The organism is Pediococcus stilesii, from assembly GCF_001437075.1.
Classification (GTDB): Bacteria; Bacillota; Bacilli; order Lactobacillales; family Lactobacillaceae; genus Pediococcus; species Pediococcus stilesii.
On sequence record NZ_JQBX01000008.1, the window covers coordinates 84,677 to 98,964 of the forward strand.

Genomic DNA, 14,288 nt, shown 5'->3' on the forward strand with positions numbered 1-14,288 from the left:
GAGATATTTATAGGAGCTGATTTCACATGGAATGGACCGAAGTAAACGTTAAAACAACCAACGAGGCCGTCGAAGCAATAAGCAGCATTTTCGACGGCCTCGGTGCCGTTGGTGTAAAAATTGAGGACGCCTTAGATTTTGAAAACTATCGTGCGAGCAATCCAAGTGAATTGTTTGAATTAAAAGATATTCCACATATTACAGAAGGAGCCATTATTTCTGCATATTATCCCGACTCGACAGATATTAAAGCCCTTGTCACTGAATTAAAAAATAAAGTTCAAGAATTAAAGTCTTTCGGACTCGATATTGGTGAAGCAAGTGTGACAACGGTCGCAGTTCAAGATGATAATTGGGCGACGGCTTGGAAAAAGTACTACCATCCGGTGCGTCTCACTCGATATTTAACCGTTAAGCCCAGTTGGAGTGACTATAAACCGGTTGATCAGGATGAAAAAGTTATCAGTTTGGATCCTGGAATGGCTTTCGGAACTGGAACCCATCCGACGACCAGGCTTTGTCTACAAGCATTGGAACTGTATTTACGAGGTCAGGAAAGTGTGTATGATGTTGGAACCGGATCCGGCGTTTTAAGCATTGCAGCTAAGCATTTTGGTGCAAAAGAGGTGGAGGCCTTTGATGTCGATGATGTAGCAGTACAATCCGCCCAAGAAAATTTTGATTTAAATCCGATTGCAAAGGATATTCTTGTGCGACCAAATGACTTATTAAAAGGGATTAGTCGTTCAGTTGATGTTATCGTTGCAAATATTCTATCAGAAGTACTGGTACCGCTAATTCCGCAATCTAAAAATTTATTGAATCAAAACGGATACTTAATTATGTCTGGAATTATTGATGATAAACTTGATTTGATTTTACAGACCGTTCAGGAAAATGGGCTTAAAGTTGAGGAAGTTTTATATTATGGTGAATGGCGCGGGGTCATTGCCACCAATCGGCGAGAGGATTAAAAAGTTATGCAAAGATATTTTATTGATCACCCGTTGACCGTCAATGATGAATTTCAGATGGCTTCTGACGATTCGCATCATTTAGTGAAAGTGCTGCGTTCCTCAATTGGGGATGAAGTTGAAATCGTTGATTCAAAAAGACACGTTTTTTTAGCTAAGGTTGTTGACATTCAGACGAATACAATTTTGACGGCAACTAAAGATATTACCAAAGCTGTCGAATTACCAATTGAAGTAACCATCGCTTGTGGAATTTCAAAAGGTGATAAAAATGAACAAATTATCAAACGAGCGACGGAACTGGGCGCTCAACATTTTTTGTTTTTTGAGTCACGATATTCGGTTGCTAAGTGGGCTAAGTCAAAAACTGCACGCAAGTTAAAGCGACTGGGGGAAGTTGCTAAAAGTGCCGCCGAACAAGCGCATCGACAAATGATTCCAACCGTTGAGATTGTTGAAGAAAGTCAACTCCTTGAAATGGATTTTGATGACCGTTTGGTTGCCTATGAAGAATCGGCTAAGCAAGGAGAACAATCAAATTTTAAGAAAGTTATTTCGAATCTTGCACCAGGCGATCGATTAGTAGCTGTTTTTGGACCAGAGGGCGGTTTCTCTAAAGAAGAAGTTGATAAATTCGCCCAAAGTGGTTTTACCCTAGCTGGACTCGGTCCCAGAATTCTGCGTGCCGAGACGGCACCAATGTATGTAATGGCAACATTGTCATACCAATTTGAATTAAGATAGTGGAGAAAATGATTATGAAAAAGTTAAATGTGATGGCTCTTTCAGCCCATTGGCGTTATATTTTGTTTGCATTTTTAATTGGAGTGGTATTACCGATTATCTTAAAATTATGTCACACACCATCGGTAATGATTGTGTTGTGGTTATTAATTGTTTTTAATGTTTTAGCCAGTTATGCTTTTGGTAATCTAATCAAATCAAATGGACTACACTTTTTGTTTTTATTTGTTTTTCCAATTTTGTTTTTGATTGGGGCAATCATCATCCTACCAAGATATTCATATTACTTTACGATTGTTTATTTTTGTATCGAGTTATTGTCATATAACCTCTCAAACAGCTAAATATTGCAATTAAGTTGTAATAAAAGTATACTTAAATTTAATAAAAGTTAAGCACGTAGTCATTTGATTTCGTGCTTTTATTGTATTTAAAGGTTGGTGGTGATTTTAATGTCCAAAGAACCAGTACTATCAGCAAATGATGTTATGAACATGTGTCGTCAATATATGAATGATCAACACATTGCATTTGTGCAAAAGGCATGTGACTTTGCGTCTTATGTCCATAAGGATCAGTATCGGCAATCCGGCGAGCCTTACATTATGCATCCGATCCAAGTAGCCGGCATTTTAGCTAACCTAAAAATGGACCCGGAAACAGTATCCGCTGGATTTTTACATGACACAGTGGAAGATACGTTGATCACACTCGGTGACATTGAGGAACTATTTGGCAAAGATGTTGCCGTAATCGTTGATGGTGTATCAAAAATTAGTAAAATTAAGTATAAGTCAAATCAGGAACAATTAGCTGAAAATCATCGAAAGTTATTGTTAGCAATGTCGCGTGATATTCGGGTAATCATTGTTAAATTAGCCGATCGTTTACACAACATGCGAACACTACAACATTTACGACCGGATAAACAGCGTCGCATTTCAAATGAAACTTTAGAGATATATGCGCCGTTAGCTGAACGTTTGGGAATTAGTACGATTAAGTGGGAGCTAGAAGATATTTCACTGAGATATTTGAATCCGCAACAGTATTATCGAATTGTTCATCTCATGAATTCACGGCGTAATCAACGAGAGGGATATATTAATTCAGCAATTACCGAATTAAAAAGTGCTATTAAAGATTTACAGCTGGAACACACCGAAATTTATGGTCGACCAAAACACATTTACTCTGTTTATCGCAAAATGGTTGATCAGCATAAGCAATTTAGCCAAATTTACGATTTATTAGCGATTCGTGTAATTACGGATTCGGTTCGGGACTGTTATGCCGTTTTAGGCGCCATTCATGCTAAATGGAAACCAATCCCCGGTCGTTTCAAAGATTATATTGCGATGCCAAAGGCTAATATGTACCAATCATTACACACAACGGTTGTTGGTCCGGAAGGGCGACCACTTGAAATTCAGATTAGAACCGAAGAAATGCATCGGGTCGCAGAATATGGTGTTGCAGCACATTGGGCCTACAAAGAAGGTATTACTGATGAACTGTCACAAAATTCCACTGATGCAAAGTTGAATTGGTTTAAAGAAATTGTTGAACTTCAGGATGAGAGTAATGATGCTTCCGACTTTATGGAAGGCGTCAAGGGTGATTTGTTTGGGGATCGAGTTTATGCTTTCACTCCAAAAGGTGATGTTTATGAGTTGCCAAAGGGAGCCGGACCGCTTGATTTAGCCTATACAATTCACACCGAGGTTGGGAACCACGCGACTGGGGCAAAGGTAAATGGAAAAATTGTTCCACTTGACTACACCATCAAAAATGGTGATATTGTGGAAATTTTAACCTCAAAAAGCTCCGTCGGACCTAGCCGAGACTGGGTAAAACTCGTTTCAACGCGACGAGCACGAAATAAAATTAAGCAATTTTTCCGTCAAGAAGATCACGAGGAAAATGTGGATAAGGGTCGCGATATTTTAACCCGACAATTGGAACAAACGGGGTATGATCCTGCAGTTTTAATGGATGAACCACATTTAAAAGTGATCGCAGATAAATTGAACTTTTCACAAGTCGACGATTTACTTGCGGCGGTTGGTTTTGGAGATTTGGCGCCCGTGGGGGTGGCTAATCGTTTAACTAAGGATGTCAGAAAACAGGCTGAAGAAGACCGTCAACGAGAGGCCCAAAAACAACTTTTGGAAAGCCACGAAACCATCTCAAATGAAAACAAAAACCGGAATAAGAAAAAGAAGTCATCTTCGGAAGGAATTATCATCGAGGGTGCAGATAACTTACTGGTACGCTTAAGCCATTGCTGTAATCCTGTTCCTGGTGATGAGATTGTTGGTTATATTACCAAAGGTCGTGGAGTATCTGTACATCGAACGGAATGTCCTAACGTCCGACATGCCGAGGAACAAGGCGAACGAATTATTTCAGTTAGTTGGGAAAATCCCGATGATGAAACTGGAAATTACTCAGCTGATCTTGAAGTTCAAGGGTATAATCGAAACGGCATGCTTAATGATGTATTAAAATCGGTTAATAACTCTACTCGAACACTATCATCTGTCAACGGAAAATTAGATCATAATCGAATGGTCGTTATCAGTATGACTGTTGGAGTCCGTAACTTAGCTCATTTGGAAAGAGTTATGGATAGTCTTAAAAACGTGAAGGACGTCTACGTGGTTAAACGTCCAACGCATTAATAACGGAGGTCTAATTGTTATGAAAGTTGTTATCCAACGGGTGTCACGAGCAAGTGTCTCAGTTTCAAATGAGACCAGTGGAAGTATTGAACAGGGTTTGATGCTCCTGGTCGCATTTAATGATGACGATACGTCTGCAGACATTGAATACGCAACTCACAAAATTGTGAATATGCGGATTTTTGAAGATGCGGATGGTAAAATGAATCTTTCTGTCAAAGATGTTGAGGGATCAATTCTGTCAATTTCACAATTCACATTGTTTGCTTCAACCAAAAAAGGAAATCGTCCTAGTTTTACCAAGTCTGGTAACCCTGCACGAGCTTCTGAATTATTTGATGAATTTAATAGTAGTGTTCAGAAGGCAGGGTTGAATGTTCAAACAGGCAAGTTTGGTGCGGATATGCAGGTTGAATTAATTAATGACGGACCGGTCACGATTCTTTTAGATACGCAAAATAAGGAATAAAAATTTGAGTCGAGATGGTTAATTCTCGGCTTTTTTATTATGGAGGAATACATAAATGGACATTTTTTATGATTTTGATGGAACACTTTTTGATACATACCCAGCAATGGTTGAAGCTTTTGCCACCATGGCTTCAACATTTGACGTCAGAGTTGACGAAAAACAAGTGTACAGGCAAATGCGTCAGGGTTCCTTAGGGCACGCTTTGAAAATTTTTTCAAAAGAAAATGGAGTCGACCAGGTAATTGTAGAAAAGGCTTTCCGCCACCATGAGTCTGAAATCCTCGTAAAAAGTCGACCGTTCGCGTATGTCGATGAATTATTATCGAGAGTAAAACAGACCGGCGGCCGCAATTATTTATTGACGCACCGTAATCAAGCGGCAATTGAACTATTAGATCAATTTCGACTGAAGGAGTTATTCACGGATTTTGTGACTGGGGACATGACATTCCCTCGGAAACCAGACCCAGCATCACTCGATTATTTAATTCGACGTAATGATGTTGATAAAAAAACAGCATATATGATTGGCGATCGAAACTTAGATATCGATGCCGCACATAATGCTGGTATTAAAGGAATCCTCTTTGATCCAGATCAAATAATTGAAGTAAGCAGTCATCCGGAGTTTGAAGCAACCACATTTTTAGAAATCACTAATTATTTGTTAAAAAATTAGTTAGACCCTTATAGACGGCCGTTGAAACTTTTTTAGGATAAGATGAACTTGAAAGAACCTTGAAATCAGAGTCAGTATTGATATATCCACCTTCAATCAAAATTGCCGGACGCTTGTTGTCCCTTAAAACTTGATAATTGGCAAATTTAACTCCTCGATTGTAGAGCGGTATATAGTTAATCAGCTGCTTATTAATGGCTTGGGCCAACTGAATGGAACCATTGTCATGGTAATAATATGTAGTATCTCCGGTACCCGAGTTGTTTGTGTTCGAAGAATCATAATGAATACTGATAAATGCATCTGCGTTAGACTTATTAGCAATTTGAGGACGAGGAGCAAGATCCACAAAACTGTCATTATTACGGGTCATGATAACTTTTGCTCCGGCTTGATCTAATTTAGTTTCGATCGCTTTAGAGGTCTTTAAAGTGTAATTTTTCTCCTCATGTGACTGATCGATTCCTAGAGCTCCGGAGTCCGTCCCGCCATGTCCGGGATCGATAACGATAATCGATTCGGAAAGTGGGGTCTGCTTTTGTCCCTTGGCAAATGATCGATTTGTGATCCACGAGGGAATCCAACCAATTTTAGAATCATCATATCGAATGCGATACCAGTTATTTGTTTCTGATAAAACGCTGACGCTTTGGTATTGATCAAGAACACCAATCTTCTTAGAAGTTCGACTAGCTGATGAACGAATGGCTACTTGGTCTAAACCAACATAAACTTTTTTGGAATTAAAAAGCGGCGTGACCAAGGCAACTGCAATAATTATAAATGCTATTGAAATAATAATTTGAATTACATTTCTTTTAATAAAATTTAAAATAATTTCTTTATTCATATTTAATCTCACTTATTTATTTATATCTGTTAATCATTATATCAAAGATAATGGGGGATTTTTGTGAAGAATCAGCCTTGACTAATTGAATTTTTTTTAGTACTTTTATACTAAAGTTAATATAAATCGGTGAAAAGGACTATTAAATATTGATTACATGTTTCAGAGAACTCGGTTGATGAAAAAGAGTACATGGGTCGTATTGAAGACACCTCGGAGATTGGTTGGCACCCTTTAAACGTGCTGTAGAGTATAAAATCTAAGGTGGTACCGCGTAAAGACGCCCTTGTTAATGCAAGGGCGTCTTTTATTATTTTCTTTAAAAAAATTTGAGGTGAATGAAAATGAAATATCAAAAGCCAAAAGGAACGGCCGATATCTTACCACCATATTCAAACGAGTGGCAGTTTGTTGAAAAAAATGCACGGGAAACATTTGCATTATATAACTACGATGAAATTAGGACACCCATTTTTGAAAGTTTTGAAGTTTTTTCACGAAGCGCTGGAGACACGTCAGACATTGTGACCAAAGAAATGTATGATTTTGACGACAAGGGTGGTCGACACATTGCATTACGCCCCGAAGGAACGGCTGGGGTAGTTCGGGCCTTTGTTGAAAATAAACTATATGGTCCAGAACATCAAAAACCGGTTAAAGTATACTATATGGGTCCAATGTTTCGTTATGAACGCCCACAATCAGGACGTTTACGCGAATTTCATCAAATTGGAGTGGAAGCATTTGGGAGCGTAAGTCCTAAAATGGATGTAGAAACGATTGCCATGGCCATGGATTTTCTGAAAAAAGTTAAGGTAACGGGACTGAAACTTGTTATCAATACACTTGGTGATAAAGAAAGCCGTGATAATTACCGTCAGGCGCTAATTGATTATTTAGAACCTCACTATGATGAGTTAAGTGATGATTCTAAAGAACGCTTACATAAAAATCCATTGCGCGTCTTAGATAGCAAGGATAAAAATGATCAAAAATTTGTCGCAGACGCACCCGAAATTCTGGATTATCTAACTGATAACGCTAGAGAACACTTCGAGAGCGTTAAAAACCAACTAGAAGCGCTCGGAATTGAATATATCGTGGATTCGACTATGGTTCGTGGGCTGGATTATTATAATCACACTATTTTTGAAATTATGGTTGCAAATTCACCACTGGGCAAAGGAGAAGTAACAATTTGTGCCGGTGGTCGCTATAATGGTTTGGTTGAAGAACTGGGCGGCCCAGAAGTACCTGGGGTTGGTTTTGGTTTAGGAGTCGAGCGCTTGCTTCTTTTACTAAATGAAGAAACGCAAGACATGTTACAGACTAAGCAATTAGATTTTTACGTTGTTGGGATTGGTGATGCAGTTCAAAATGAAACACTTAAAATTGTGCATGAACTACGTCAAATGGGATTCGCAACAGAACAAGATTATCTGGATCGTAAACCCAAGGCACAATTCAAGTCGGCCGATAAGTTAAACGCTAAATTTGTGGTAACCGTTGGTGAATCAGAAATGAATGATCATGTTTTCAAACTAAAAAACATGATGACTGGTGACGAACAAACAATTGCACTAAAAGAAATTCGTACTTTAAAAGATTTACTTAAATAAGAGGGGAAATCAATGAAGAGAACAACGTATGCTGGACTAGTGGATCAGCAATATACTGGACAAAAAGTTACTTTAAAGGGATGGGTTCAAAAGCGACGGGACCTTGGACAACTAATTTTTATTGATCTTCGGGACCGCGAAGGAATCGTTCAACTAGTATTTAGTTCCGAATTTTCGGCGGAAGCATTAAAAGTGGCCGATCAACTCAGAAATGAATACGTCATCGAAGTTACCGGATTGGTTAAGCAGCGCCAAGAAAAAGACGTCAATCCCAAGATGAAGACCGGACAAATTGAAGTTGAAGTTCAAGAAGCTAAAATATTAAATACTGCTAAAACGCCTCCTTTTGACATTGAGGATGGAGTAAGCGCATCAGATGAGCTGAAGATGAAATATCGTTATTTGGATCTTCGTCGTCCAGAAATGCTAAAGGGATTAAAAATTCGTAACCGAATTACGCAAGCCGTACACAGTTATCTTGACGAGCAGGGATTTTTAGATATTGAAACACCCGATCTAACTAAGTCAACTCCAGAAGGTGCTAGAGACTATCTCGTCCCTTCACGAGTTTATCCAGGACACTTTTACGCACTTCCTCAATCACCACAACTCTTTAAACAATTGTTAATGGGTGCGGGAATTGACCGATATTATCAACTTGCGCGCTGTTTCCGTGATGAAGACTTGCGGGGAGATCGTCAGCCAGAATTTACTCAGATCGATTTAGAAACAAGCTTTTTAACCGCTGAAGAGATTCAAGATATTACAGAAGGCCTCATCGCGCGGGTCATGAAAGATACACTGGATATAGACGTTAAATTGCCTTTTAAACGGATCTCATGGCAAGAATCAATGAATCGCTTTGGTACAGATCAACCAGATGTTCGTTTTGGGATGGAATTGAAGGATATCAGTTCGATTGTTGCTGATTCAGACTTTAAAGTTTTTAGTGGCGCAATTAAAAATGGTGGTACTGTTAAGGCTATTGCGGTTCCGGATGGCGCAGCGAATATGTCACGTAAAGATATTGATAAACTGGGTAAGTATGTGGAACGTTTCGGAGCTAAAGGACTTGCTTGGCTCAAGATAACTGCTGACGGATTTAGCGGACCAGTTGCCAAATTCTTTGATGAGGACACTGAGAAGGAAGTTATTAAACAAACTGGGGCCCAAGTAGGCGACTTGCTATTATTTGCGGCTGATCGAGCAAAAGTTGTTAGTGACACTTTGGGATATCTTCGAGTTGAACTAGCGAAAAGATTTAATCTAATCGATGAGGATCAATTTGCCTTCCTCTGGGTCGTTGATTGGCCATTATTCGATTACGATGAAGGCGATCAACGCTGGGTGGCAGCACATCATCCGTTTACGATGCCAAATGAAGAAGATGTGCATTATTTAAATGATGGTGAGGATCCTCATTTAGCGCATGCGCAAAGCTACGATATTATTTTAAATGGTCTTGAACTCGGTGGGGGATCGATTAGAATTAACACACGCGAATTACAGGAAAAAATGTTGAAAGCATTAGGATTTAGTTTAGAAAAGGCGAATGATCAATTTGGCTATCTCTTAACAGCGTTAGACTATGGCTTCCCACCACATGGTGGATTAGCAATTGGACTTGACCGTTTCGCTAGACTTCTTGCGAAACGAGACAATATTCGTGATGTTATTGCGTTTCCTAAGAATTCAAGGGCTTCTGAACCAATGACAGAAGCACCAACCAAGGTTTCTGAGCAACAACTAGAAGAATTATCATTAGATATTGATATTCGTAAACCAGAAGACTAAAATACTTTGGGTTTAACGGTAAAGGAACATGAATCTAATCTCAGATTCATGTTTTTTTCTTGGACTTAAACCGAAAAGTACAACACTAACTTGGTAAAAAATAATCGAAAAGTTTTTAAGGAAAATAAGATTTATCAGCTGAAAACTTCATTTCCTAGTGTTTAAAATGTTATATTAATTAAGTCAAATAAACTAAGAAAGAGATTGATAATAAATTGGATCATCAAATAAAAAAAATTGTAAAACGTCACCAATATTTTGCTAGAATATCGACATCATTTATCTATGCAATACTTGTTTCAATTGCTATGAACTTTTTTTGGTCTCCGGGTCACATCTATGCGTCTGGAATCACTGGAGCTGCGCAGGTTGTTTCAACCGTATTAGGAAGATTTGCGTCCTTAAATGTGTCAGTTGCAATACTTTTATTTGTTTTAAATGTTCCTTTATTTGTCTTAGCTTGGAAAGCAATCAGTCCAAGATTTACAGTTTTTACAATTGTTTCAGTTGGTTTAGCTAGTATCATGATGAAAGTGATTCATCCAATGACGCTAACGACGGATCCAATTATTTGCGCTATTTTTGGTGGTGCAGTTAATGGGTACGGAACTGGATTAGCACTTAAAAATGGGATTTCAACCGGTGGGTTAGATATCTTAGGGATTACCATTTTACGTAAAACCGGACACAGTATTGGAAGTATTAATATTGCTTTCAACATATTAATTGTCGCTGCCGCTGGTTTCTTGTATGGATGGCCGTATGCCTTTTATTCAACAATCGGATTAATTGTTAACGCTAAAGTTATGGATATGACCTATACAAGACAGCAAAAAATGCAGGTCATGATTGTTACTGATCGACCTAAAAGTGTGATTGATAGTATTCAGAATAATATGCGGCGGGGAATAACAATTGTTCATGGAGCCGAGGGAGCCTATAACCATAGGGAAAAAACGGTATTATTCACGATTATTTCACGCTATGAAATGCCGGAATTAGAAACAGCAATGCAAGTATCTGATCCACATGCTTTCGTAAGTATCACGGATACAATTAGAATCTTGGGACATTTTTATGAACCAACGTTGTAAGGAGCTTTAATTTTGAAAAGAATATATTTATTGTTGGTTCGACTGGTAAGCTTAGTTTTTAGTTTTAAAAAAAATCCTTTTAAAGTGGCCTATTTTATGAGCTTTGCTGGCAATGAAGATTTTTTAGAAGAACTAAGTGCGACCTTCGGAGCAGATCAAGTATTAATCGTTTATGAATCTGGTTTAAAGAGCAATATTGCACGGATGAAAAATGCTGGAACCATTGTTAATGCTATTGAGTTTAAAAAATATCAAATAGTTAATTTTGTCAAAGGCGTTCAGTTGTCGCGGGTGGCAATTTTTGATAATTATTATCCAGAGCTGAGTGCTATTTTTAAAAGGAGTGGTAAGTTTTTCTTTCAGATTTGGCATGCTAATGGTGCAATTAAGGCGTTTGGCTGGGAAGATCCAAGTACTTATCACCGCGCCAAGGAGGATCAAAATCGGTTTCAAAAAGTATATGATAGTTTTGATCAAATTGTAGTTGGATCAAAAAAGATGGGGCAGGTTTTTCAAAAAAGCTGGCACGTTGATTCCAAAAAGATTGATCAAATTGGCTATCCTCGAACTGATAAATATTTCAATCAAGAATGGATTCAAAAATCACAATCACGAATTCAAAGTGTTTGTCCTGAGCTTAATCAGCGGCGCGTCATACTGTATGCACCAACTTATCGAAAAAACGTTACGTACACTCTGCCAGAGGATTGGGATGAACTAGTTGTTCCGGAGGATGCAATTTTAGTGCTTCGACTACATCCGCATTTAAAGCAGATCGAACAAAAAATTGCATCCTTAGCTCCCAAAAGAGTTGTAACACTACCGCATTCGATTACAACTCAAGAATTGCTGTGTGTGACAGATACTTTGGTTACTGACTATTCTTCAATTGCTTTTGATTTTAGTCTTTTAAAAAATGCTCAGTCTGTGATTTTCTTTACATACGATTTACATGAATTTGAACGAAGTGTTGGAATTCAACAAGACTTTAAGCGTGCTTTTGCAGATAAATTAGTTAAAAATGTTACGCAGCTTAATTATGCTATTCAACGCGATAGTTCGGCTAAAAATGTTATCCGAAAGTTAAATCAAAACTGGAATTCACTTAATGATGGAAAATCGGGTGCGCGATTAATTCGCCAAATTAAGGAGATACTAAATGAATAGTCTAAAAAAAACGATTAAAATTTGGATTAGGTACGGTTTAATCGGTTTAAATAGTATTCTCACATTACTTCCGACTAACGAGAAACGGGTTTTATTTGAAAGTTTTAATGGGAAGGGACTAACGGATAATCCCAAGGCAATTTATGATCAGATGGTTAACGATTTTCCGGATGCCACGGGACAATTATTTTGGGGTGTTAAAGGACAGCTATACGGTGATCTAACTCGGAAATATCCCGAGGCTAAAATAGTAAAAAGATGGTCTTTGAAATGGATATGGATTTCAGCAACGGCTAGGTTTTGGATTTTTAATTCAAGAATGCCAACGTGGTGGAAAAAAAACAAGCGAACGGTTTATGTCCAAACCTGGCATGGAACACCGCTAAAACATCTTGCATTGGACATGGAACAGGTAAAGCTGCCCGGAAATAGTCGTGAAAAGTATCTGACGGAATTCGTTAAAGAAGCCCAACGGTGGGATTATTTAATCGCTGCAAATCAATATTCCGAGACGATTTTTAAACGCGCGTTTAAATTTCAGAATGTATTTTTAGAAACAGGATATCCACGAAATGACGTGTTAATTCAAAAAAACACCGCCACTGATGTCAAAAATCTAAAAAGACGGATGGTTGGTAATCCAAATTTACGGGTAATTACATATGCGCCAACTTGGCGAGAGGATGATTTTATCAGCGTGGGCCATTATCATTTTCGTTGGCACTTTAGATTAGAAAAAATAATGAACGCTCTTCCAGATGATACAATCTTGTTAATCCGACCACACTATTTAGTGACGGACAAGATTGATATTAGTGGTTTCGAAGATCGGGTAATCATTGACTCTGAATCAGATATGAATGAAATCTATTTGATTACGGATGTAATGATTACGGATTACTCTTCTGTCATGTTTGATTTTTCAATCCTTAAACGCCCAATGCTTTTTTTCGCGTACGATTTGGACTATTATCGTGACGATTTACGTGGCTTTTATTTTGACTATTACACAGAGCTACCCGGTCCAATTGTTCAAAATGAGGATGAACTTCTAGAACAGATAAGATCTTTAGTTAAAACGGATTTTAAAGAACCGGATCCTAAACGGTTTAATCAATTTGCCGAACGGTTTGTCAGTTGGGAGAAGGGGACGGCTGCTAAGCAGGTTATTCAAAAAGTGGGATATGGAGGAATCGTAAAATGATTATTGGATCACACGTTAGTATGAGTGGTAAAAAAATGTTTTTAGGTTCTGCAGAAACAAGCGTTGAAAATGGAGCCAACGCTTTAATGATTTACACGGGTGCTCCCCAAAATACCCGTCGAAAAGCAATTGAGGAACTAAGAATTGATGAGGGGCAAAAGTTGCTTAAAGAGTTCAACTTTAAGGATACCGTGGTGCATGCACCTTATATTGTCAATCTTGGGAATACTTTTAAACCAGAAAGCTTTGAGTTTGCAGTTAATTTCCTAAAAAGTGAAGTTCAACGGGCGGATGCTTTAGGTGCATCACAATTGGTACTGCATCCGGGTGCTCATGTTGGAGCAGGAGTAGACGCTGCGATTGATTCGATTGTTAAGGGGTTAAATCAAATTTTGATCCCTGAACAACGAGTCAAGGTTGCACTCGAAACCATGGCTGGTAAGGGAACTGAAGTTGCAACTAGCTTTGAACAAATTAAGCAAATCATTGATGGGGTTAACTTAAAGGATAAAATCTCAGTTTGCTTTGACACTTGTCATACCAACGACGCTGGTTATGATGTCAAAAACCATTTTGATGAGGTAGCTGAAGAATTTGATCAAGTAATTGGCATTGAACGAATCGGCGTAGTCCATCTAAATGATTCAAAAAATGAGATGGGTAGCCATAAAGATCGCCATGATAATTTAGGTTTTGGAACCATTGGATTTGATGCTTTAAACTATATTGCAAATTTTCCAGCCTTGCAAAAGGTTCCTAAAATTCTTGAAACGCCCTTAGTTAAGGACGAAGATGGTAAGAAGCATTCTCCATATAAACTGGAAATTGCCATGCTTAAGAGCGGAAACTTTGATCCCGAATTAATTAAAAAAGTGGTTAGAAGTTAAATATACAAAAAGTAGTAAAATAGGAGTTGAGGATTAATTTAGTTTACCTCAACTCCTATTTTTTACTAAATTGTAATGGAAAATTGATTGATAGCTTTGTAAGCACCCAATAACAGACCG

At 38.2% G+C, this 14,288-nt stretch carries 13 protein-coding genes; 12 read left to right on the forward strand and 1 reads right to left on the reverse strand.

The genetic code is table 11. The features are described from left to right. Positions 1 to 26: 26 nt before the first annotated feature. The 6 genes from prmA to IV81_RS04915 all read left to right on the forward strand — a co-directional run bounded on the left by prmA (position 27) and on the right by IV81_RS04915 (position 5,553). Positions 27 to 974, forward strand: coding sequence for a 50S ribosomal protein L11 methyltransferase (gene prmA / locus IV81_RS04890; RefSeq protein ID WP_057802727.1), 948 nt, complete (start codon positions 27 to 29; stop codon positions 972 to 974). 6 nt (positions 975 to 980) lie between these two features. Next, on the forward strand, positions 981 to 1,718 hold the full coding sequence (locus IV81_RS04895) for a 16S rRNA (uracil(1498)-N(3))-methyltransferase (RefSeq protein ID WP_057802728.1): 738 nt from the start codon (positions 981 to 983) through the stop codon (positions 1,716 to 1,718). A 14-nt stretch (positions 1,719 to 1,732) separates the two neighbouring features. Next, the gene (locus tag IV81_RS04900; protein WP_057802729.1) at positions 1,733 to 2,062 is read left to right on the forward strand and encodes a hypothetical protein; all 330 of its coding nucleotides are present in this window, start codon (positions 1,733 to 1,735) and stop codon (positions 2,060 to 2,062) included. Between the two features lie 108 nt (positions 2,063 to 2,170). Next, the gene (locus IV81_RS04905; protein ID WP_057802730.1) at positions 2,171 to 4,402 is read left to right on the forward strand and encodes a RelA/SpoT family protein; all 2,232 of its coding nucleotides are present in this window, start codon (positions 2,171 to 2,173) and stop codon (positions 4,400 to 4,402) included. 19 nt (positions 4,403 to 4,421) lie between these two features. Next, positions 4,422 to 4,871 carry a D-aminoacyl-tRNA deacylase gene (gene dtd, locus IV81_RS04910; RefSeq protein WP_057802731.1) on the forward strand — a complete coding sequence of 150 codons (450 nt, stop codon included), beginning with the start codon at positions 4,422 to 4,424 and terminating at the stop codon, positions 4,869 to 4,871. 55 nt (positions 4,872 to 4,926) lie between these two features. Next, a complete protein-coding gene (locus IV81_RS04915; protein ID WP_057802732.1) occupies positions 4,927 to 5,553 on the forward strand; it encodes an HAD-IA family hydrolase in 627 nt (208 codons plus the stop codon). Here IV81_RS04915 and IV81_RS04920 read toward each other — a convergent pair. After that, entirely contained in the window at positions 5,531 to 6,403 is an 873-nt protein-coding gene (locus IV81_RS04920; protein ID WP_057802733.1) for an N-acetylmuramoyl-L-alanine amidase family protein, read from the reverse strand. The two genes, IV81_RS04915 and IV81_RS04920, sit on opposite strands and share 23 nt — an antisense overlap. 344 nt (positions 6,404 to 6,747) lie before the next feature. Between IV81_RS04920 and hisS the strand changes: the two genes are divergently transcribed. The 6 genes from hisS to IV81_RS04950 all read left to right on the forward strand — a co-directional run bounded on the left by hisS (position 6,748) and on the right by IV81_RS04950 (position 14,168). Further along, complete coding sequence (gene hisS / locus IV81_RS04925; protein WP_057802734.1) at positions 6,748 to 8,022, forward strand: histidine--tRNA ligase; 1,275 nt, start codon at positions 6,748 to 6,750, stop codon at positions 8,020 to 8,022. A 12-nt stretch (positions 8,023 to 8,034) separates the two neighbouring features. After that, the gene (gene aspS, locus IV81_RS04930) at positions 8,035 to 9,816 is read left to right on the forward strand and encodes an aspartate--tRNA ligase (RefSeq protein WP_057802735.1); all 1,782 of its coding nucleotides are present in this window, start codon (positions 8,035 to 8,037) and stop codon (positions 9,814 to 9,816) included. A 215-nt stretch (positions 9,817 to 10,031) separates the two neighbouring features. Next, positions 10,032 to 10,910 carry a YitT family protein gene (locus IV81_RS04935; RefSeq protein WP_057802736.1) on the forward strand — a complete coding sequence of 293 codons (879 nt, stop codon included), beginning with the start codon at positions 10,032 to 10,034 and terminating at the stop codon, positions 10,908 to 10,910. A gap of 12 nt (positions 10,911 to 10,922) precedes the next feature. Then, positions 10,923 to 12,077 carry a CDP-glycerol glycerophosphotransferase family protein gene (locus IV81_RS04940; RefSeq protein ID WP_057802737.1) on the forward strand — a complete coding sequence of 385 codons (1,155 nt, stop codon included), beginning with the start codon at positions 10,923 to 10,925 and terminating at the stop codon, positions 12,075 to 12,077. Next, positions 12,070 to 13,281 (forward strand): CDP-glycerol glycerophosphotransferase family protein, encoded by a 1,212-nt coding sequence (locus IV81_RS04945; RefSeq protein ID WP_057802738.1) that lies wholly within the window; start codon positions 12,070 to 12,072, stop codon positions 13,279 to 13,281. The genes IV81_RS04940 and IV81_RS04945 overlap by 8 nt, the downstream gene beginning before the upstream one ends. After that, on the forward strand, positions 13,278 to 14,168 hold the full coding sequence (locus IV81_RS04950; RefSeq protein WP_057802739.1) for a deoxyribonuclease IV: 891 nt from the start codon (positions 13,278 to 13,280) through the stop codon (positions 14,166 to 14,168). The genes IV81_RS04945 and IV81_RS04950 overlap by 4 nt, the downstream gene beginning before the upstream one ends. The last annotated feature ends 120 nt before the right edge of the window (positions 14,169 to 14,288 follow it).